Raw genomic sequence first — 21074 nt, forward strand, 5'->3', positions numbered from 1 at the left:
CCGAACTCCTTCTCCGCCTTCTTGAGGCCCGCGTGGGCGGCGTCGTTGAAGGACTGGTCGCCCTCGCCGCCGACGTCGTAGGCGATGGCGAGACCCTTGTCGCCCTTGGACTCCGACGACCCGGAGGAGGTCGAGGTGCCGCCGCAGGCGGTCAGGGCGAGGGCCAGGGAAGCGGTCGCTGCGCCTGCGACCGTGATCCGGGAAATCCGGCGCATGTCTGGTGCTCCTGTCGTACAAGCGCCGGGGACGGTTCGGGTACGGCGCTGGCTTCGCCGCAGATTAACGCGCGTAGACCTGCCTGAAAACCCCTTCTGTCCTTCTTGTTATCCGCCCGTGAGCAAGGGGGCCGGGGCGGGCGTGCGGGGCTTGCCGGACGCAAACGGGGGACGGCGGAGAGTGACGCCGGGGCGGCCCGGACGGCCGGTCGCGGCATGCCGGAGCGGGCGGGCGCCCGGGGCGCCCGCCCGCTTCGTGTGATGCTGTGCGCTGCCGCGCGGGGCTACTCCGTCTTCACCTTGATGGAGCCGGAGATGATGCCTTCCTTGGCCTTGGCCACGGCCTCCGTCAGGCCCGGGACCTCGGCGTACTTCGGATTGGCGTCGGACAGGCCCACTCCGTTCGACTTCAGGTCGAAGGTCTGGACGCCGGTCAGCGGCTTGCCGTCCTCGACCGACTTGGCCAGCGCGAACACGGCACCGTCGATGTCCTTGAGGGCGGAGGTCAGGATGTAGTCCTTGTACGCCGCGAGGGCTTCCTGCTTGTACTGGTCGGAGTCGACGCCGATCGCCCAGACCTTCGCCTTCGCGGCGGCCTCGATCACACCCTGCCCGGAGAGACCGGCGGCCTGGTAGACGACGTCGGCCTTCTTCTCGATCTGGCCCTCGGCGGCGGTCTCGCCCTTGTCGGGGCTGGAGAAGCCGCCCTCCTCCGCGGTCTGCGTCAGGTACTGCGAGATGACCTTGACCTTGGGGTTGGTGTCCTTGACGCCCTGCTCGTAGCCGGCCTCGAACTTGTGGATCAGCGGGACGTCGACACCGCCGACGAACCCGACGACGTTGGTCTTGGTGGCCTTGGCCGCGGCGACGCCCGCGAGGTAGGAGGCCTCGTTCTCGGCGAAGACGAGGGAGGCGACGTTCTTGCCCTCGACCACGGAGTCCACGATGCCGAAGGTGGTGTCCGGGTACTTCTCGGCGACCGTCTTCATCGCCGGTGCGTAGGCGAAGCCGACGCCGATGACCGGGTTGTAGCCCTGCTTGGCCAGCGAGGACAGCCGCTGCTCCTTGTCGGCGTTGGTCTCGCCGTCGGTGGGCTCGATGGCGGCGGTCTTGTAGTCGAACTCCTTCTCCGCCCTCAGCAGGCCCGCGTGGGCGGCGTCGTTGAAGGACTGGTCGCCCTCGCCGCCGATGTCGTACGCGATGGCGAGGCCCTTGTCGTCCTTGCCGCCCTCGTCACCGCTGTTGCTTTCGCCGCTGGTGCCGCCGCAGGCCGTGGCGGCGAGTGCGAGCGATGCGACCCCCACCGCGGCGCGGGTCAGTCTCGATGTCCGACGCATCTGAAGTTCCCCATTCTCCAAAGCCCCGCAGCGGGTGCTCGGTTCGGCGCAGATTAACGCGCGTAGAAACTCCTGGGAACGGGGTTCCGCGGCGCCGTTATCCATTCGTGCCGCGGAGTGCCAGGGGCGTGCCGTGGGTGTGCTTCGCGCGTGCCACGGGCGTGCGGCGCGACCTCGTGCGCTTGTGCATCAGGCTGCCCCCGGCCCGCCGGGGCCGCAACCCCGGCGGACGGGTGTGCGGCTACGAGGTCACTGCACGGCGTCGATCAGCGCCGCCGCGGTGAACATCTCCACGCCGACGGTGATGGCCGCCTCGTCCACGTCGAAGTCGCCCTGGTGGAGGTCGCGGATCACGCGTTCGCCGGGCGGGCGGACGCCGAGGCGGGCCATGGCGCCGGGCACGTGCTCCAGGTACCAGGAGAAGTCCTCGCCGCCGAGGCTCTGCTCGGTGGTCTCGACGGAGTCCGTGCCGCGCCGGGCGACCATGGCGGCCTGGAGCAGTTCGGTGCTGGTGACCTCGTTGACGACCGGGGGTACGCCGCGGACGTAGGTGATCTCGGACTTGGCGCGGTAGAGGTTGGCGATCTCGTCGATGGCGCCGACCACCAGGTCGGGGGCCTGCCGCCAGGCGTCGAGGTCGAGGCAGCGCACGGTGCCGGCGAGTTCGGCGTGCTGCGGGATGACGTTCGGCGCGTGCCCGGACTCGATCCGTCCCCAGGTCAGGGCGAGGCCGCTGCGGCTGTCCACGCGCCGGGCGACGAGCGGGGGCACGTCGGTGACGACGCGGGCGGCGGCGGTGACCAGGTCGGTGGTGAGGTGCGGGCGGGCGGTGTGGCCGCCGGGGCCGTCGAGGGAGATCTCCAGCCGGTCGCAGGCGGAGGTGATGGGGCCGACCCTGAGGCCGATCCGCCCGGCGTCCACCCGGGGGTCGCAGTGCACGGCCAGGATGCGGCGCACCCCGTCCAGCGCGCCGCCCTCGATGGCGTCGGCGGCGCCGCCGGGCAGCACCTCCTCGGCCGGCTGGAAGACCAGCCGCACGGGCCGGGGCAGCAGGCCCTGCTCGTGCAGGGCGGCCAGCACCAGTCCGGTGCCGAGGACGACGGTGGTGTGCACGTCGTGTCCGCAGGCGTGGGCGCGGTCGGGGACGCGCGAGTGGTATGCGCACTCGCTCTTGGTGTCCGGGATGGGCAGCGCGTCGATGTCGGCCCGCAGGGCGAGCATGCGGGGGCCGCCGGCCCACTGCCCCGAGTCGGTGTTGGTGCCGATGTCGCAGACGAGCCCGGTCCCGACGGGGAGCACCCGCGGCTTGAGGCCGGCCCGTTCGAGCCGTTCCTTGATCGCGGCGGTGGTGCGGAACTCCTGGTTGCCCAGCTCGGGGTGCATGTGCAGGTCGCGGCGGAAGGCGACGAGCTCGGCGCGGAGCGCCTCCGGCAGGGTGCCGGGAAGCACCGCTTCCCCGGACGGGTCGGCCTCGGTCTCTCGGGACAGGGACATCAGTTGCTTCACCCTCTGAAGGGTAGGACGCCGGGGCGGTCAACTGTCCCGCGATCAACAAAAGTTCAGCCCGTTAGGGGAAGAAAAGTTGGCCGCACGGCGCATGGGTGTCGCCGGAGGTGGGTAAAATCGCCGCCTTTCCCGCGTCGCGACGATGTCCGTTCTCCGCCTTTCCTTGCTGTATTCACGCATACCACGCCACGTCCGCCCCACGCCCGGCGGTCACCGGCCGGAGGAGGAGCCGGCCGCCCGCCACCGGCGCACCGCACCGTGGATCGCCTCCGCGACGGCGAGCACGAGGAGCGTCAGTCCCGCGAGGACCACCGGATTCACCCAGCCCGGCACGACCTCGGTGCCCGCGCCGTCCCCCGTGACGCACCGTACGCTGACCGTGAGCGTCAGCCGGGTCACGATGTCCTCGCCCTGGACGCCGTACGACGCGCACAGCTGGTCGGGGTCCAGGATGTAGTAGCCCCGGGCCGCTCCGTGCCCGTACGCGCCGAGTGCGGCCGCTCCCCCGAGGAACGCCAGCTGGGCACACGTCGTCCCGCTCGGACGGTGCCATCCCTCGCGCCGCAGCCCGGCCCGGAGCCGCCAGGCGAGCACCACTGCGGCACCCACGACGGCGAACGGGGTCACCGGCGCCGCGAGGGCGAGGATGAGCCACAGGAACATGGAATCCGCCATACCGGCCTGGACCGCGCGCGACCGTCCCCCGGTTCCTTGATCGGCCCCGCCGAACGGCTACCCGGCGCCCGCCACCGCCGACAGCCGGTGCGCACCCCGGGCCGAGCCCGTCACGCCGTTCAGGAACCCCCGGGCCCGGGGGGACGCGTGCTGGGTGAGCCAGGCGGGGTCGATGTCGCAGACGGCGACGCGGACCTCGGTGCCGGCCAGGGCGAGGGGCAGGGTGTGCACGACCGTGGAGGGGAAGCTGAGGATGGTGCGGCCGATCGGGCCGCGGCGGGCGATCAGCTCCAGGGGGAGGTCGGGGCGGACGATCTCCAGGCCGGTCTCCACGGCCAGCCGGTGGAGCTTCTCCGTGCTCTCGCGGCGGTGGGCGAAGTAGCGGGCCGCGCCGTGGGTCCTCGCCAGGCCGCGTACGGCGTCCAGGTAGCGGTCGGCGTCGACCACTCCGGTCTCCACCAGTGACGTGCCGACCATGTCGGCGCCCTTGGTGACGCGGGGCGGGCCGAAGCGGGCGCGGGTCCAGGCGAAGCCGTTCGCGGTGACGGTGACGCCGTCGGGTATGTCCTCGATCGGCATGGAGGAGAAGACGGTGACCTGGCGGTCGGGTGTCGGGGTCAGGCGGTGGCGGGCGGAGCGGGAGACGGGGGCGAAGAGGAGGTCGCGGGGGCCGGGGCGGCTGCCCTTGCGGTGCCAGCGGACCAGGCGCTCGCCGTGCGCCAGCTGGGTGACGAACTCCATCGTGGCCGTGCCGTCGTCGACGACGACGAGGTCGTGGGCGCGGGTGATGGTCAGGAGCAGTTGTACGTAGCGGGAGAACGGGTCGCCCATGACGATCCGTTCGGCCTGGCGCAGCGCGCCGGCCAGGCCGCCCACCGTGCGGAAGGGGGCCGTGGCGCCGCCGCGGGCCTCCTCCCAGCGGATCTCGTGCCCTTCCTGCCGGGCCAGTTCCGCCATGCGGCGCAGCTGGCCCCGGGTCATCGGATCGACCGGGGACAGGACCACGAGGGTGAGCTCCGCGCCGGGTGCGCGGGTGTGCGCCCACTCCAGCACGTTCAGCAGTTGTACCGGGCTCTCGACGAAGGCGAGAGTGCGGGGGCCGGCGTTCCCGGCGCGGGGGCTCATCGGTGTGGGACCGTCCCGTGGTGAGGGCGTGGTGGGGTGTCGGGCCGGGTGGTCAGACGGTGACCGGCTCGCCCGCGGCGTCGGCGATCTCCGCCTCGGCGACGACGCCGGGGACGCGGCGCAGCTTCTTCATCGGGCCGAGCTCGGAGTCGTAGACCTTCTTGACGCCGTCGCCGAGGGAGGCCTCGATGGTGCGGATGTCGCGGACCAGGCGGGTCAGGCCCTGCGGCTCGACGGAGGCGGCCTGGTCGGAGCCCCACATGGCGCGGTCGAGGGTGATGTGGCGCTCGACGAAGGTGGCGCCGAGGGCGACGGCGGCCAGGGTGGTCTGCAGGCCGGTCTCGTGGCCGGAGTAGCCGATCGGGACGTTCGGGTACTCCTGCTGGAGGGTGTTGATGACGCGGAGGTTCAGCTCCTCGGCCTGCGCCGGGTACGTCGACGTGGCGTGGCACATGAGGATGTTGTCGGAGCCGAGGACCTCGACCGCGTGGCGGATCTGCTTCGGGGTGGACATACCGGTCGAGAGGATGACCGTGCGGCCCGTCGCGCGCAGGGCGCGCAGCAGCTCGTCGTCGGTGAGGGAGGCGGAGGCCACCTTGTGGGCGGGGACGTCGAACTTCTCCAGGAAGGCGACGGCCTCGGTGTCCCACGGGGAGGCGAACCAGTCGATGTTCTTGGTCTTGCAGTAGTCGTCGATCTGGCGGTACTCGTCCTCGCCGAACTCCACGCGGTGGCGGTAGTCGATGTACGTCATCCGGCCCCAGGGCGTGTCGCGCTCGATGTCCCACTGGTCGCGGGGGGTGCAGATCTCGGGCGTGCGCTTCTGGAACTTGACGGCGTCGCAGCCGGCCTCGGCGGCGGCGTCGATGAGCTTGAACGCGTTCTCCAGCTCACCGTTGTGGTTGATGCCGATCTCGCCGGTGATGTAGACGGGGCGGCCGGGGCCGGCCTCGCGCGTGCCGAAGGTGCGGATGCGGGAGTTGGTGCTCATGGCTGGGGGTTTCCTTACTTGGACTGGGTGATCGTGGGGGATTCGAGGGAGTCGGGTACGTCGGGGAAGTCGGGTACGTCGAGTGAGGGGCCGAGGATCCAGCTCGCGATCTCCCGGATGGCGCCGTCACCGCCGGGGACGGTGGTGACCGCGCGGGCCGCGCCGCGTACGGCGTCGTGGGCGCTGGCGACCGCCACGGGCCAGCCGACGAGGGCGAAGCACGGGAGGTCGTTGACGTCGTTGCCGACGTAGAGCACGCGTTCGGGCGCGATGCCCTGCTCCTCGCACCACTGCTTGAGGGCGAGGTCCTTGCGGTCGATGCCGTGCAGCACGGGGAGCTTGAGCTTGCGTGCGCGGGCGGCGACGACCGGGTTCACTTCCGTGGACAGGATGAGCATCGTCAGGCCGCTGCGGCGCAGGGCGGCGATGCCGAGTCCGTCGCCGCGGTGCACGGAGACGAACTCCCGTCCGTCGGAGTCGATCAGCACCCGGTCGTCGGTCTGGGTGCCGTCGAAGTCGAGGACGACCGCGTCGATGTCGTCGGCGGTCGGAAGGGCGCCGGGCCGGGCGGCGTCGAAGAGGGGCGCGAGCGCACGGGCGCGGGCCAGGTCGTGCGGGTCGTCGATCTCCAGGACGCGGGCCGGGTCGGTGCGGACCAGTTCGGTGCGGCCGAAGAAGCGGTGCCGGTGCTCGCGGAAGCCGGGAGCGGCCATGGCGTAGGCGGCGCCGGTCTCCAGCAGGTCCTGGGGGCGGTCCTGGCGGCGGGGGCGGTACGACTTGTCGTGGTTGACGCCGTGGCCGCCCTCCTCCGGGCCCTCCTCGTCGGCGCCGTCGCGCCACACGAAGCCGTGGAACGGGGCGACGGTCACCGCGGTGTCGGCGCCGTTCTCGGCGACCGCGCCGGCCACCCCGTCGATGTCCTCGCGGACGATGAAGGGGCTGGTGCACTGCACGAGCAGCACCACGTCGACGGCGGCGCCGTGCAGTGCCTCGTGGGCGTCCATGGCGTGCAGTACCGCGGCCTCGGAGGTGGCCGTGTCCCCGGCGATGGCGGCGGGCCGCAGCACGACCTCGGCGCCGGCCTCGCGGGCCGCGGCGGCGATGGCCTGGTCGTCGGTGGAGACCACGACGTCCGTCACGAGACGGGCGGCCCGGCACTCGCGCACCGCGCGGGCCACCAGGGGGACGCCGCCGACGGGGGCGAGGTTCTTCGCGGGCACGCCCTTGGAGCCGCCGCGCGCGGGAATCACCGCGAGCACGCGGCGCATCGAAGCGCCTCGGCCCGCTTCCGGTTGGGACATGGACGGAACTCCTTGGAGACGGTTCGGGGCGTTCACAGCTCCCCCATCCGCCGGATGACCGGGGCCACGCGCTGGACGCCGTGGCGGTAGGCGCCGCGGGCGGCGCGGCGGACGACCTGGCGGACCGGGCCGGGTGCCTTGTCGGCGGCGGGGGCGCCCGGCAGCGGGGTGCCGTCGGGGGCGAGGTGGTGGCGGGCGAGGATGCCGGGGAGGTAACCGGGGGCGGTGACGGTCGTGTAGTACGGGGCGAGCGGGGGCAGGCCGCCGGGCCGGCCGCGCAGGGCGGCGATGCGCTCCCTGGCATGGTCGAAGGCGGTCTCGTAGGCGCCGCCGTCGGCCGCCACGCCCTGCCGGGCGACCCACTGCGCGTCGGGCACCGGGCGGTGCCCCTCGTCGAGCTGGTCCCAGGAGGCGAGGCACCCGGAGCCGACGAAGTGGTGGTTGCCGAGCGCCTCGCGCACACCGAGGTCGGTCAGGACGACCGTGGGGATGCGGCGGTGCAGGGACTCCAGGGCTGCCGTGGAGCTGATGGTGACCAGCAGGTCGGTGCGGTCCAGGACCTCGCCCATGTGGCCGTACATCAGGCGGAAGTTGGGCGGTGGGTCGACCCGCTGCACCAGCTTCTGGTACGGCAGCTCCTCGATGTGCGTGGTGTGCTCGCCGGGCTTGGAACGCAGCTTGAGCACGACTTCCCGCTCGGGGTGCCGGCGGGCGTGCCGGATGAGCCGTTCGAGGAGGTACGTACGGTCCTTGCGGTTGTCCGGCACGGAGGGCTGGGCGGCGAAGACGACCGTGTAGGGGCGTTCGCCGGCCGCGGGCTCGCCGGGGTAGGCGGCTCCGCCCAGGAAGGGCAGGGCGACCTCGGTCACCGCGGCGGCGTCGGCGCCGACCCCCTCGTACACGGCGCGGAAACGGTCCGCGTCCTGGCGGGAGTTGGCGAGGACGACGTCGGCGCCGTGGCGCAGCAGCAGGCCGTCGGCGAGCTTCTCGTAGACGACGCCGACGTAGCCGGTGACGACCACGGGCCGCTGGGCGCGGTCCTGCCAGACCCGTCCCAGGCCGTGCAGCATCGCCTGGACGCCGCCGCCGACCAGGGCGAGGACGAGGACGTCGTAGGAGTCCTCGCCGGTCGCGTGGTCCATGGCGCGCAGGAACTCGACGGCGGTCACCTCGCGGAGCGAGTCCGCGGTGACGCCGACTTCGCTCAGCTGGCGGGGCGTGGGGGTGGCTCGGCCGCGCAGCAGGTATCCGTCCAGGCGGATTTCCGTGTCGTCCGGTGTCATTCGGTTCGCGGTGAGCGCGCCCCATTTCCACCGGGTGTCGGAGTCCGCCAGGACGGCCACTCTCAGGGCCTTCGTTGCACTTGCTGGCACGCCGTAGACGCTAGGAAGCCATTTCGAGGAACCGCCCAACCGGAATCCAACAAATGGTGAACAGCACATCGCCGAATGGAGAATCGGTCCCGGACCGGGCCGGAATACCCGCCGATTCACTGATTCGCCACACGCGGTTCACCCGAAGTAAAGTCGAAGGTCGAAGTCCGGGCCGGACCGCCTTCTAGCGTGTAGGGGTGACAAAGCTCTCCGTCATCGTGCCGTTCTACAACGTGCAGCGATATGCGACAGACACCCTGAAGAGCCTGCGCGCGAACGCCGGAACGGACGTCGAGTTCATTCTCGTGGACGACTGTTCGCAGGACGAAACGCCGGAGATCGTCGAGCGTGCGGCGCACGAGCTGCCGGGCGCCGTGTACGTGCGGCACGAGCGGAACGGGGGGCTGGCGACCGCCCGCAACACCGGTATCGACGCGGCACGCGGCGAGTACCTGACGTTCCTGGACGGCGACGACTGGCTGGCCCCCGACTACTACCCGCAACTCGTCGCCGCCGTCGAGGAGCTGAGGTGCGACTTCGTGCGCACGGACCACGTGCAGTGCACCGGGCGGGCCCGCAGCATCCAGCGCGTACCCGTGGGCCGTCGCGGAGTGGTGCTGCGGCCCCGGGACGCGATCCTGCCGGCGGACCGGAGCACGTCCGTGGACTACCCGTACGCGTGGGCGGGGGTGTATCACCGGCGGCTCGTGGACCGGGGACTGCTGCACTTCACCGACGGACTGCGCACGGCCGAGGACCGGCCCTGGATCTGGCGGCTCCACCGCGAGGCGGAGTCCTTCGCGGTGGTGGGACTGCTGGGGGTCCACTACCGGCGCGGGGTCGCCTCCTCACTCACCCAGATCGGTGACGTGCGACAGCTCGACTTCATCAGGGCCTTCGACCAGGTGATCGAGGAGACGGCCGGTGACCCGGACGCCGGGGAGCTGCTGCCCAAGGCCGTGCGTACGTACTGCGCCGTCATGGCGCACCATCTCGGTTCCGTCGAAAGGTTCGAACCCGCCGTGGCCCGGAAACTGCGCTCCATGACGGCCGCCGCCCTCAGACGCCTGCCCCAGTCGGTCCTGACGGACGTGCTGGACTCGATGGACGCGCGGCGGGCGAACCGGTTGCGCAGGCTGCGCCGACGGCCCGCGCCGCTGCGGACGGTGGCCGCCTGATGCGCCGTACGACCCGGATCTTCTGCGCGTCGTCCCCGCGCGGCGCCGCCACGCTCGCCGCCGCCCTGGACGCCGGCCTCTTCGAACCCGCCGACCGGCGCCTGCTACTGGTCGCGAACGACGCGGTCAACCCGGAGACCACCCCTGCCGTCGACACGGTGCCGGGCTTCTCGCGTATCGGCGAACGCTTCGACGAGGTGCTGTCCTGGAACGAGACCATCGCGCCCTTCCACCCCGGCGGCTGGAGCCCCCGGGCCGACGACGTCCCCCTGTGGGAGCGGTACGTGCGGCGCCTGTGGGACCTCGCCGACGACGAGGTACGGCTGGTCGTCGAGTCCGTGCACACGAATCCGTCACTGGCGCTGTGCCAGTTGTTCCCCGGCGCCCCTGTGGACGTGTACTCGGACGGCCTCATGACCTACGGCCCCACGCCCGACAAGGTCCCTCCCCTGATCGGCACCCGCATCGACCGGCTGCTGTACACGGACCTGGTTCCGGGGCTCGCCCCCTTGCTGCTGACCGAGTACGGGGTGCCGCCGCAGCGGATACCGTCCGAAGCGGTCGCGAAGGCGCTCGGTGAACTCGCCGAGGACGACGGGGAGCCAACGGCCCCGCCCGGGGAGCCACCGGCCCTGCTGTTCGGGCAGTGCCTGGCGGCGCTGGACGTCCTCACCGCGGCCGAGGAGACGGAGCTGCACGTGGGCATGGTGCGCGGGGCGGCCGGGCTGGGTCACCGGCACGTCGTGTTCAAACCGCACCCGGCGGCGCACGCACACCGGTGGCCGGCCCTGGAGGCGGAGGCCTCGCGCCTCGGGGTGTGCCTCACCGTGCTGGACCCGGGCGTGCCGGACGAGGTCGCCGTCCAGTGGCTGCGGCCCGCGCTCGCCGTGGGCTGCGTCCCGACCGGGCTGCTGACCGCCGCGACCCTGTACCGGGTGCCGGCGGCCCGGGTCGGCACCGGCACCGTCCTCGCCCGGCTGACCCCCTACGAGAACGCGCTCCGGGTCCCGGTGACCGTCGTGGACGCGCTGTTGCCCGACGTGGCTGACCGGTCCGCGGTGACCGGGGGACCGGTCACGCCCCCGGACGAACGGGTGGCCGAGCTGGGCGCCCTCCTCAAGGCCGTGGCGTTCGCCATGCGGCCCAGGGTCGTCCCGGGCCTGCGGCCGGCGGCCGAGGAGTACCTCGCTCACCGCCTCGACTCGCACACCTGGCGCTATTTCAAGCGCCGCCGTCTGACCGCGCTGGGACTGCCGGGCGGTGTACCGACGCGGCTCGCCTTCCTGCCGCGCAACCCGGCCGTCCGGCGCGTCGCCCGCCGGGCCCGCGCGTTGGCGCGGCGCTGACCCGGCCGGTGGAATCGTGCCGGTCGGGCCGTGCCAGACGTCGGGGTCCGTGCCGCGTGCCGGGCCCCGACCTCGACATTCACCCGGGCGCCATCTGCGCGACCGCCCCGTGTCGCCACCGAATCCCCTGCCGTCCGCCGGGGATTCATAGCGTCCCGTCCGTTGACTCCGGGAGCACGCCTCCCTCCGGTTTCGCCGGTTCCTCCGGTTGAGAAAGGCCTCAGATGAAAGCGGCCGACCAGGCCACGGCTCCAAGGAGCCCCGCGCCGACGACCACCCCACTGATACGGAACACGGACGAAGCCCCGGGCCCGCCCCGCCGGCGACCGGGCGGAGACCGTCTGAGGGCGCTGGACGGCCTGCGGCTGCTGGCCGCGCTCATGGTGTGCCTGTACCACTTCGCGGGCAAGAACGGCGAGGTCGCCGAGTCGTGGAGCCAGTCCCCGGGGCAGATGTTCCCGACCCTGTCGCAGGCCGCCGTGTACGGCTGTCTGGGCGTGCAGTTCTTCTTCGTCATCAGCGGGTTCGTCATCTGCATGAGCAGCTGGGGCCGGAGCCTGGGTGACTTCTTCCGGTCCCGCGTGGCCCGCCTCTACCCCGCATACTGGGCGGCGCTGCTCCTGGTGGGCGCCGCGTCGCTCGCCCTGCCGGTGGTCTTCGCGCCGCTGCGGTCGGACGAGTTCCTGATGAACTTCACCATGCTGCAGCAGCCCATGGGCGTACCCCGTGTGCTCGGCGTGTGCTGGACCCTCTGGGTCGAGATGCGGTTCTACGTGCTCTTCGCGCTGTTCGTGATCTGGAAGGGCGTCACGTACCGCCGGGTGGTGATCTTCTGCGTCCTGTGGTCGCTGGCCGGGGTCTTCGCCCGGGTTGCCGACACGCCGCTGACCGACGAGCTGGTGATGCGCGACCACGCCCCGTTCTTCATCGGCGGGCTGGCGCTGTACCTGATCCACCGTTTCGGCAGCGACCTGCTGCTGTGGGGGATCGTGGGCATGTCCTTCCTGATGGGACAGCGCTACTCCGTAACCGCGCTGTGGCACCCCGGCATGAGCGGTGACTTCCACCGCAACCCGTACGTCATCCAGGCGATCGTCTTCCTCGCCTTCGCCGCCGTCGCGGTGGTGGCCCTGGGCTGGACCCGCTGGGCGAACTGGCGCTGGCTGACGGTGGCGGGAGCGCTGACTTACCCCTTCTACCTGATCCACGAGCACTTGGGCTGGTTCGTCATCCGGGTGCTGCACCGGGAATTCGGCCTGAGCCCGTATGCGACCCTCGCCGTGTCCGTCGCCGGTCTGCTGGTCGTGGCCTGGCTGATGCACCGCTTCGTGGAGAAGCCGTTCGGTCCGCGGCTCAAGCGGGCGATGACCCTGCAGGCTGCCCGGCTCGGGGCCCGCACCAGGACGTGAGCGCGCCGCCGGGACGCTTCGGTGGGCTCGTGGATCGTCGGCGCACCGTGGCGTCCCGGCCCGTGCCGGGTGCGCCCGTCAGGACCGCGCGGCACGGACGCGGCGTACCACACGGCGTACCGTGGGGTTGCGGCGCAGGGCCTGCGCGCGTACCGGGCTGCCCCCGGGCAGTCGCAGGCTGGTCAGCCGGCGCCTCTTGAAGTACTGCGGATACTCGGCGAGGTGAGCGGTGAGCCAGGCGGCCGTCTCGTCGCGCAGCCGGTGGTGCTTGCGGGCCTGCATGCAGTAGCCCACGGCTCGCACCAGGGGCGCGAGCCGGTCCGCGAGCCCGGCCAGTTCCAGGGGTTCACCGACCTGGTCCCGCTCGGCGTCGGGCAGCGCCGCGTCGATGACCGTCAGGGGCACGCGGTTGCTGTTCTCGTACGGCGTGATGCGTTCGAGGAGCAGGTCGGTGCCCACGCGGGCCACGGGGATGCCGTAGAACGCCGCGGCGGTCATCAGGCCCGTCGAGAAGCAGCCGATGACCAGCTTGGGCCGCAGGCGGGCGAACACGGTCTCGGCGAGGACGGGATCGCTGAGGACGGACAGCCGCACACCGAGTTCGTCCGCGGCTGTCTCCAGGGACCGGTTGTACACGGCGGGCGCGCTGGGGTGCGGCTTGAACAGGACGGACCGGTGGCCGGCGCGGGCCGCGGCACGCAGCATCCGCAGGTGGAGGTGCTCCTCCTCGTCCTGGGTGATGAGGTCGATGGCCGACAGGTACTGGCCGAGGAGGACGGCCGTGGGCGGGTCGTCGGCGGGCAGGCGCTCGGCGAGGATGTCCGCTCCGTCCTCGCCCAGCTCGGCGAGGACGGCGGTGATCGCCTCGTTGGGGACGGGTTCGGGCTCGACGCCGTACTCGGACAGGAGCATGGGGCGCAGCCCCGGCACCAGGTCGAGGTGGAGCACCCGCACGATGCGGCTGCTCAGGGGCAGGGGGATGCGGTTGCGGGTGGGGCCGTAGCTCATCAGACCGTCTGCGTAGACGTGGACGGGGCTGTCGGCGAAGATGTCGGCGACCGCCCGCGAGGGGTTGGCCTGGATCGACTCGCAGGCGATCTCCACCGGCTCGTCCCCGAGGTCCCACGCGAGGCGGACCGCCTTCTCCCACAGCCGCGTGTCCTGGGCGCGCGGCGACCACCCGGCGGGGTGGTGGGGACTGATGAACTCGTTCCAGGAGCGCACCTCGTCGAATTCCGGGCGCAGTTTCTCGAACCCGGCCATCCGGTCCAGCGGTGTGCCGACCTCGGGCACCGGAGCGGTGTTGCTGACGACGAGGATGCGGCGGTGGGCGGCACGCGGCCCGAACTGACCGGCGCGCAGGGCTGCGGTGACGGTCGCGGCCGCGTACTGCGTGGCCGAGAAGAACAGCTGGATCATGCCGCCACTCCCTTCATCCCGCCGCGTATGCGCCGCAGCGTGCGCACGCGTTCCTCGCCCATGCCGACAAGGGCTTCGCCCAGTTCCCGCTCGGTCATCCTGCCCAGGGCCTCGGCGGCCATCTCCCGCAGTCTGGCGTGGACGCTGCGCTCGAACCTGTCCCGGGCGAGCAGCTGGTGGGCGATGACGACGCAGTAGTTGCGCAGCGCCTTCTTCCGCAGCCGGTCCTCCTCGGGGTCGCTCGCGAGTTCGTCGAGGACGAGGTCGAAGGAACGGAAGAAGTCGAGCTGGCGCACGTCGCCGATCTGGGTGAGGGAGGTCGTCACGCCCCGCCGGTAGAAGACGCCGTGCAGACTGGCGACGGCGTAGGACTCGGCCCTGCGGTGCAGCTCCCAGATCCAGGGACGGTCCTCGGCGGTGCGCAGTCCGTCGTGGAAGCGCAGCATGCCCCGGTCCAGGAGGCGCCGGTGGTACACGCCGGCCCACGCGTACGGGTAGTCGACCATGGTGGTCTCGTCGACGGGGAGGATCGAGCTCCTCGGGTCGAGCAGCGTGTTGCGGCGCCCTTCGGGTGCGCGGTGGATCCTGCGTTCGAGGCCGGTGACCTGCACGTGGTCGGTCCGCACGAAGTCGACGTCGAGCCGTTCTGCCGCCTCCACCAGCTGCGTCAGGTGGCCCGGCGCCAGCCAGTCGTCCCCGTCGAGGAAGGTGAGCCAGCGGCCCTCGGCCACGTCGATCCCGGTGTTGCGGGCGGTGGCCAGACCGCCGTTGGTCTCGTGCCGGATCACCCTGCTGTGCTCCAGCGGCCCGGTCAGGGCCAGGAGCGCTTCGTAGGTGTCGTCCTTCGTGGATCGGTCCTCGACGAAAATGAACTCGAAGTCGTCCCGGGCATTGTTGCGGAGACTGGTCACGGTTTCCGGGACATAGGCCTCGATGTTGAAGCAGGGGACGATCACGGAAAGTTTCGGGGGGCGTCGGGTCACGCGGGCACCTGGGTTCTCTCACGGGCTCAGTCCCCCGACCCTAGGAGCTTCCCGAAATCGGCTGCCCAATACACCGGGACTGCCAGGTGAACGCGAGATGACGTCACGGCGCCATTCGGTCACCGCCGTCGGCGGGGAGGCCGGGAGCCTCCCCGCCGGGGCCGCGGTCAGTACCAGTACTGCTCGGCGCCGCCGTTGCAGCTGTAGATGATGGCCTTGGTGCCGTTGGAGGTGCCGCCGCCACCGGCGGTGGAGAGGCACTTCCCGCTCTTGCCGTTCACCCACTCGCCCGCGCTCGAGCGGTACCACTCCTGCTCGGAGCCGCCGTTGCAGGTGTACTGGACAACCTCGGTGCCGTTGGCGGTGCCGCCGCCGCTCGCCGTCGACAGGCACTTGCCGCTCTTGAGGTTGACCAACTCACCCGTGGTGTAGTAGCCCCAGTACTGTTCGTCCCCGCCGTTGCAGGTCCAGATGACGGCGTTGGCGTTGTTGCCGGTGCTGCCGCCGCCCTCGACGGAGAGGCACTTCCCGCTCTTGCCGTTCTGCCAGATGTAGAAGGTGTCGGTGGCCGCCGCGGACGCGGGACCCGCACCCAGCGACAGGGCCGCCACCGCCGTCGCGCCGGTGACCACCGCGGTCCAGAACTTCTTGCGCACGTGCACAATCCCTTCCTCTGCGAGGCGCCGCCGCCTCGTCGTGGTCCGGCCGCTCCGTCCGTTCGTCCTCTGCGGGCGGCACCAAGACTCTGGCTCATGGCGTACGTGATCCGCGCCCGCCCATTCGGACTTCGTGAGGTGAACGGGCTCGTACTCGCAGGCGAACTGCGTCGGGCCTGCCGGTCACCGGTCGGCCGTCCGGGCACTGTCGGCCCCGGAATTCCGGGGGAACCGCATCACAACGAGCAGTTCCGCACGCGGGTGACCCGGTGGCGGAAACCAGCCGTCCACCGGGCCCGCGCGCAGAACGACGAGATCCTCAGCTCGACGGATCGGCTCGACGGTCAGCCCACCGGGAGCGGAGCCGGGCCGGCCGGGGCGATGCCCGTGACGCGGAAGTTGTCGGCGTGCTCGAGCGTGAAGCGCTCCCAGCCGGCGACGCTGTCCGAGCGGGCGCGCAGCAGGTTGGCGTCGTCTCCGGTGGAATTGGCCTCGGTGGCGACGTACTTGTCGTTCGCCGTCGACCGCAGAGCGTACTTCTGACCGCCCTGCGGTACGAGCGTGAACCGCTCCCAGCCGCCGAGGGACTCGCTGCGGGCGCGCAGCATGCCCTCGTAGGCTCCGGTCTGGTTCAGCTCACTGGCGACGAAGAGACCGTTGGCCGCAGACCGGAGGCCCACCGTGGTCCCGCCGTCCCGGGTGTGGAGGGAGAACTGCTCCCAGCCCGCCACCGTGTCGGCGCGCGCCTGCAGTTTGCCCTCGTGGGTGCCGGTGGCGCTGAGGACGGTGCTCACGTACTTGCCGTTCGCCTCCGACTTCAGTGACCAGCGGGCGACCTGGACGCCGATCCAGTCCGTGATGTCGTCGAGGCGGGTCTCGACGGCACCGCGACGGGTCTCCTCGGAGCCGAAGCACCCGCCCTGCCAGGAGCGGCTGCTGATCGCGACCAGCTCGTCGGCGCCGGCGCCGGAACGGACCGCCGGGCCGCCCGCGTCGCCCTTGCAGACCGAGGCGCCTTCCTGTCCCTCGATGTCCAGCTCGGCTCCGCGGGTGCCGGTGACGGTGAAGGTCCCCGTGTGCGACCGCAGGGGTGCCCACTCGTCCGCGGTGCGTCCGTAACCGGCGACGGTCAGCTCCTCGCCGCCGACGGGCGCCTCGGCGCTGAGGGCCACCGGTGTGACGCCGTACGCCGGCGCGGACAGCCGGGCCAGCACGAGGTCGCGGTCGGTCCGGGGGACGAGCTCCACGATGTCGCGGACCACACCGGCCGTGGTGGTCAGGTCGGTGCGCCCGACGGTGACCTTGGCCGGCCGGGACGGCGGTCCCGCGGGGACCGAGGACGGCTGCGCGGGGTCCTCGGCGAAGCAGCTCGCCGCGGTGACGATCCACCGGGCCTCGACGAGCGCGCCGGAACAGGCGCGGTCCGTGTCACCTATCTCGATCCTCGCGACGTAGGACTTCTCCCCGTCGCCGACCGGGTCTCCCACGGTCGCCCGGGCGGGAGCGGCGGCCAACGTCCCCGCCGCCACCAGCACGGCGGCGAACCAGACGCCGGGTCTCACATTCTTTGTCATGCTCGTCATGTAATCGCCAATTCCTTAAATCGGCCTGTACCGGAGATGGCCACGAGAAGCTCTTCACCGCGACCAGGAGGTACTCTCCCGGTCACACTGGGTCATTAGTGTGATGTTCCTTCGATGAGATCGCGCGTGCCGCTTACGTGGTGAGCGTCGAGGAGGCATCCTCGGGCCATGGCCACTGCGCAAGAGACGCACACGTACCCCGGCGACCTGAACGACGTACCCGGCTGGTTCTGGCCGCTCGACCAGGTTCTGTTCTCCTGGTTCCTGGAGCGTCAGGAGCAGCGGGGCACCGAGGGCGACCTGCTCGAACTGGGCGCCTACATGGGCAAGAGCGCGATCCTGCTGGGGCACCACCTGCGGGACGGCGAGACCCTCACGGTCTGCGACCTGTTCGGGACCGAGCCGCCGGACGCGGCCAACCGGGCGGAGGCGGCGAAGTCGTACTCCACGCTCACCCGGCAGGCCTTCGAGCGGAACTACCTCTCCTTCCACGACTCCCTGCCGGCGATCGTCCAGGACGTCAGCTCCACGATCACCGACGAGGTCGCGCCCGGCACCTGCCGCTTCGCCCACATCGACGCCTCGCACCTGTACGAGCACGTGCACGGGGACATCGGCGCGGCCCGGGACCTGCTGCTGCCCGACGGCATCGTCGTCCTCGACGACTTCCGCAGCGAGCACACCCCGGGCGTCGCGGTCGCCGCGTGGGAGGCGGTGCTCAACCGCGGGCTGCGCCCCGTCTGCCTGAGCAGCCAGAAGCTGTACGGCACCTGGGGCGACCCGGAGCCGGTCCAGGAGGAGCTGCTGGCCGCCCTGCGCGGGCGCGACGACGTCACCGTGACCGTGGAGCAGGCCGCGGGGCACCGGCTGGTCCGGGCCCGCGCCAAGGGGAAGCGGATGGAGCCGCCGTCGCTGCCGTCCTCGCGGCACCCGGCGCCCGCGCCCGCCCCCTCGGCCCCGACGCCGCGAGCGGAGGCCAAGCCCGCGCAGGCCCGGCCCGCGCAGACGCGTCCGCCCCGGCCGCGGACCCCGCGCGACCGCGCCCGCCGGCTCGCCCTGGACGTGCTGCCGCCGGTCGTCACCCGCGCGGTGCGTCGGTACCGGGCGGCACAGCGGGCGAAGACGGGTGCCACGGCCCGGAACACGGGCGGAACGGGTCAGTCGAGGCCGTAGGCCGCCCCGATTCCCGCGATCACCAGGGCCAGCCCTTCCTCGAAGTGCCGGTCGTAGTCGGTGAAGATCTCCGCGCCCGCCTGAGCCGTCAAGGGGTAGTCGGCCATCAGGCGGGCGCGTTCGTCCAGGTCGTAGCCCTCCCGGCGTTCGCCGGGCAGGGGGTGCACGCCCTGTTCCTCGGTGACGAAGCCGAGGGTGAACAGGTACGCCGTCGTGGTCGCCCGCACCGCCTGGGCGAGGGTGAGGCCGGCGGCGGTGAACAGGCGCAGGCCGTCCTCCATCTGCTCGGCGTGCACCAGGCCGGTGAAGCGTGAGCCGCTGAACACCTTGGCGCCGTCGCGGTAGCCGAGCAGCGCGGCGCGCAGGCCCCGGTTGGCCTTGAGCAGCCGCTCCCGCCAGGTGTCGGCCGGGTCGAGGGCGGTGCCGGCGACCATCCGCCGGAACATCTCGGTGGCCATCTCGTCGAGCAGGGCCTGCTTGTCCTTGAAGTGCCAATACAAGGCGGGTGCCTTGACGTCCAGCTCCCTGGCGATGGCGCGCAGGGTCAGGCCGTCCAGACCGACCTCGTTCAGCAGTTTCAGCGCCGTGTCCGCGACCCGTCGGCGGTCGAGGGGAGCGCGTCGTTCCGTACCCACGCTTGACAGCTTAACGGCGTTAAGTCCATTCTCGGAGCCAAGCAGCACTTAACGCCGTTAAGGAGCGTGGCATGGAGACGGTGACGGACACGGACGTCCTGGTCGTCGGCGCGGGCCCCACCGGTCTCGCCCTCGGTGTCGACCTGGCCCGGCGCGGGGTGGACGCGCTGGTCGTGGAGCGCGGGGCGGGGCTGTTCCCCGGCTCGCGCGGAAAGGGCATGCAGCCCCGCACGATGGAGGTCTTCGACGACCTCGGCGTCGTGGCCGCGATCCACGCGGCGGGCGGGACCTACCCGGTCGGCATGGTCTGGCAGAACGGGCAGCGGGTCGGCGAGCACCAGATGTTCGACCCGGCCGAGGCGAGCGAGGACTCGCCGTACGACGAGCCGTGGATGGTGCCGCAGTGGCGCACGCAGGAGATCCTGCGGGACCGGCTGGAGGAGCTGGGCGGCGCGGTCGCCCTCGGCCGTGAGGTCGCCGGCGTCGAGCAGGACGCGGCCGGCGTCACCGCGCACCTCGCCTCCGGCGCGGCGGTCCGCGCCCGCTACCTGGTCGCCGCCGACGGCGGCCGGTCGGCGGTGCGCCGGGCCCTGGGCATCGGCATGACCGGCGAGACCGTGGACCCGAGCCCGATGCTGGTGGCCGACGTGCGGATCGGCGGGCTGGACCGCGACCACTGGCACGTCTTCCCGCCCGCCGACGGCAGCCCGCACTTCCTCGCCGTCTGCCCGCTGGCCGGCACCGAGGACTTCCAGGTGGTCGCGCGGTTCCCGGAGGGCGCGGGCGTCGACCTCACCGCGGACGGTGTCCGCAAGGTCGTCGCGGACCGCTCGCACCTCGACCCCGAGGACGTGACCGAGGTGCGCTGGGCCTCCGACTTCCGGCCGCGCGCGGCCCTCGCCGACCGTTTCCGGGCGGGCCGGGTCTTCCTCGCCGGGGACGCCGCGCACGTGCACTCACCGGCGGGCGGACAGGGCCTGAACACCAGCGTCCAGGACGCCTACAACCTGGGCTGGAAGCTGGGCGCGGTGCTGTCGGGCGAGGCTGCGGCCGGGCTCCTGGACAGCTACGAGGAGGAACGGCGCCCGATCGCCGCGCGGATGCTCGACCTGTCGACCGGCGTCCACCGCGGCGAGGTGCGGCGCGGTGGGGCGACGCGGCAGCTGGGGCTGGGGTACCGGGGGTCTTCCCTGTCGGAGGACACACGGGCGGCGGTCGCGGAGGGCGCGGCGCGGGCCGGGGACCGGGCGCCGGACGGGAGTGTCGATGGCGTGCGGCTCTTCGACGCCTTCCGGGGGCCGCACTGGACGCTGCTGGCGCTGGGTGTCGAGCTGCCTGGTGGTGCGGTGGGAGCGTCGGTGCGGGTGGTACGCGGGGCGGCGTACGGGGCGTACGGGGCGGGGGTGTTCCTGGTGCGGCCGGACGGGTACGTGGGGTGGGCCGGGGACACGCCGGAGGGCCTCGGGGGCTACCTGCGCCGGTTCGGGCTGGGCGGCTGAGGTCCGAACCGGTTCCCGTCGGGGTCAGTCGTCGCCGTCGAGGAGGGTGTCGACGGGGAGGGTGAGGGTGACGCCGACGGATTCGGGGATCGGGACGTCCTGACCTCGCTTGAAGCGCCGGGGGTCGGGGTATTTGCCGTCGGCCGGGTCGGTGTAGAGGAGGACCTCGTCGTGGTGGCGGTCGGCAATGACGTAGACGGGAATACCTGCCCTGGCGTACGTCCCGACCTTGATGGCTGTGTCATTGGACCAATTGGTGGAGGTCACCTCGAGGACCAATCGGAAGACGTGCGGCGCGTAGCAGTTCTTCTCCACGACCGCGTCCCTGTAGACGTCGTCGACCACGGAGAAGTCGGGCACCGCGTAGTCATCGGGCCCTGTCGGCAACCACAATCCGATGCCACCGAGGTATCTGAGCCCCGCCTGCCTGGCGCCGACTCGGGCGAACTCCTCTACGAGCCAGGTCAGCGACTCCTGGTGCGGACCGTCCGGCGGCGGTGTCACAACGATGCTCCCGTTGAGGATCTCTACCCGGTGACCGGGCAGCTCCTCCCAGAGGTGGTCAGCAGCATCGGCAAGCGACGACTCGTGCATCATGACAGCCACGGCACCCTCCTTACGGGAACACCCTCCACGAGCCTAACCAGGAAGGTGCGCTTTTCGCCCCCGA

18 protein-coding genes and 1 pseudogene are annotated in these 21074 nt (G+C 71.9%); 5 read left to right on the top strand and 14 right to left on the bottom strand.

Features of this window, described 5'->3' with window-relative positions:
* From KUM03_RS38640 to KUM03_RS29620, 8 genes and pseudogenes are all read right to left on the bottom strand, one after another.
* A pseudogene (locus KUM03_RS38640) lies at positions 1–215 on the bottom strand (BMP family ABC transporter substrate-binding protein); the annotation flags it as partial.
* A 284-nt stretch (positions 216–499) separates the two neighbouring features.
* Entirely contained in the window at positions 500–1552 is a 1053-nt protein-coding gene (locus tag KUM03_RS29590; RefSeq protein ID WP_217253277.1) for a BMP family protein, read from the bottom strand.
* A 249-nt stretch (positions 1553–1801) separates the two neighbouring features.
* The gene (locus tag KUM03_RS29595; protein ID WP_217253344.1) at positions 1802–3046 is read right to left on the bottom strand and encodes a M20 family metallopeptidase; all 1245 of its coding nucleotides are present in this window, start codon (positions 3044–3046) and stop codon (positions 1802–1804) included.
* A 222-nt stretch (positions 3047–3268) separates the two neighbouring features.
* Positions 3269–3721, bottom strand: a complete 453-nt coding sequence (locus KUM03_RS29600; RefSeq protein WP_217253279.1) for a hypothetical protein — start codon at positions 3719–3721, stop codon at positions 3269–3271.
* 69 nt (positions 3722–3790) lie between these two features.
* Positions 3791–4858, bottom strand: a complete 1068-nt coding sequence (locus KUM03_RS29605; RefSeq protein ID WP_217253280.1) for a hypothetical protein — start codon at positions 4856–4858, stop codon at positions 3791–3793.
* A gap of 52 nt (positions 4859–4910) precedes the next feature.
* Positions 4911–5849: an N-acetylneuraminate synthase family protein gene (locus KUM03_RS29610; RefSeq protein WP_217253283.1), complete on the bottom strand. Its 939-nt coding sequence runs from the start codon at positions 5847–5849 to the stop codon at positions 4911–4913.
* A 14-nt stretch (positions 5850–5863) separates the two neighbouring features.
* Positions 5864–7150: an N-acylneuraminate cytidylyltransferase gene (locus tag KUM03_RS29615; RefSeq protein ID WP_217253284.1), complete on the bottom strand. Its 1287-nt coding sequence runs from the start codon at positions 7148–7150 to the stop codon at positions 5864–5866.
* A gap of 32 nt (positions 7151–7182) precedes the next feature.
* Entirely contained in the window at positions 7183–8523 is a 1341-nt protein-coding gene (locus KUM03_RS29620) for a DUF6716 putative glycosyltransferase (RefSeq protein WP_217253286.1), read from the bottom strand.
* A 197-nt stretch (positions 8524–8720) separates the two neighbouring features.
* On the opposite strand from KUM03_RS29620, the gene KUM03_RS29625 reads away from it, so the two are divergent.
* The 3 genes from KUM03_RS29625 to KUM03_RS29635 all read left to right on the top strand — a co-directional run bounded on the left by KUM03_RS29625 (position 8721) and on the right by KUM03_RS29635 (position 12456).
* On the top strand, positions 8721–9701 hold the full coding sequence (locus tag KUM03_RS29625) for a glycosyltransferase family 2 protein (protein WP_217253288.1): 981 nt from the start codon (positions 8721–8723) through the stop codon (positions 9699–9701).
* Positions 9701–11047, top strand: coding sequence for an alpha-2,8-polysialyltransferase family protein (locus KUM03_RS29630; protein ID WP_217253290.1), 1347 nt, complete (start codon positions 9701–9703; stop codon positions 11045–11047). The genes KUM03_RS29625 and KUM03_RS29630 overlap by 1 nt, the downstream gene beginning before the upstream one ends.
* Positions 11048–11271: 224 nt before the next feature.
* The gene (locus KUM03_RS29635; protein ID WP_217253292.1) at positions 11272–12456 is read left to right on the top strand and encodes an acyltransferase; all 1185 of its coding nucleotides are present in this window, start codon (positions 11272–11274) and stop codon (positions 12454–12456) included.
* Between the two features lie 78 nt (positions 12457–12534).
* Here KUM03_RS29635 and KUM03_RS29640 read toward each other — a convergent pair whose 3' ends face one another.
* From KUM03_RS29640 to KUM03_RS29655, 4 genes are all read right to left on the bottom strand, one after another.
* On the bottom strand, positions 12535–13875 hold the full coding sequence (locus KUM03_RS29640; protein ID WP_217253295.1) for an alpha-2,8-polysialyltransferase family protein: 1341 nt from the start codon (positions 13873–13875) through the stop codon (positions 12535–12537).
* Positions 13872–14858, bottom strand: a complete 987-nt coding sequence (locus tag KUM03_RS29645) for a glycosyltransferase family 2 protein (protein WP_217253297.1) — start codon at positions 14856–14858, stop codon at positions 13872–13874. Before KUM03_RS29645 ends, KUM03_RS29640 begins: the two co-directional genes overlap by 4 nt.
* A 167-nt stretch (positions 14859–15025) precedes the next feature.
* A complete protein-coding gene (locus tag KUM03_RS29650) occupies positions 15026–15514 on the bottom strand; it encodes an RICIN domain-containing protein (protein ID WP_217253300.1) in 489 nt (162 codons plus the stop codon).
* A gap of 344 nt (positions 15515–15858) precedes the next feature.
* Complete coding sequence (locus tag KUM03_RS29655; protein ID WP_254400076.1) at positions 15859–17088, bottom strand: trypsin-like serine protease; 1230 nt, start codon at positions 17086–17088, stop codon at positions 15859–15861.
* Between the two features lie 177 nt (positions 17089–17265).
* Between KUM03_RS29655 and KUM03_RS29660 the strand changes: the two genes are divergently transcribed.
* Positions 17266–18270 (top strand): class I SAM-dependent methyltransferase, encoded by a 1005-nt coding sequence (locus KUM03_RS29660; RefSeq protein ID WP_217253306.1) that lies wholly within the window; start codon positions 17266–17268, stop codon positions 18268–18270.
* On the opposite strand, the gene KUM03_RS29665 is transcribed toward KUM03_RS29660, so the two are convergent.
* Complete coding sequence (locus KUM03_RS29665; RefSeq protein WP_217253308.1) at positions 18255–18905, bottom strand: TetR/AcrR family transcriptional regulator; 651 nt, start codon at positions 18903–18905, stop codon at positions 18255–18257. The genes KUM03_RS29660 and KUM03_RS29665 overlap by 16 nt on opposite strands.
* A gap of 71 nt (positions 18906–18976) precedes the next feature.
* Here KUM03_RS29665 and KUM03_RS29670 point away from each other — a divergent pair, with 71 nt between their 5' ends.
* Positions 18977–20404 carry an FAD-dependent oxidoreductase gene (locus tag KUM03_RS29670; RefSeq protein ID WP_217253311.1) on the top strand — a complete coding sequence of 476 codons (1428 nt, stop codon included), beginning with the start codon at positions 18977–18979 and terminating at the stop codon, positions 20402–20404.
* A 24-nt stretch (positions 20405–20428) separates the two neighbouring features.
* Here the strand turns inward: KUM03_RS29670 and KUM03_RS29675 are convergent, their stop codons facing one another.
* Complete coding sequence (locus tag KUM03_RS29675; protein ID WP_217253346.1) at positions 20429–21001, bottom strand: Uma2 family endonuclease; 573 nt, start codon at positions 20999–21001, stop codon at positions 20429–20431.
* Between the last annotated feature and the right edge of the window lie 73 nt (positions 21002–21074).

The sequence above is a fragment of the Streptomyces sp. AC602_WCS936 genome (genome assembly GCF_019049125.1).
In the GTDB taxonomy this organism is placed as follows: Bacteria; Actinomycetota; Actinomycetes; order Streptomycetales; family Streptomycetaceae; genus Streptomyces.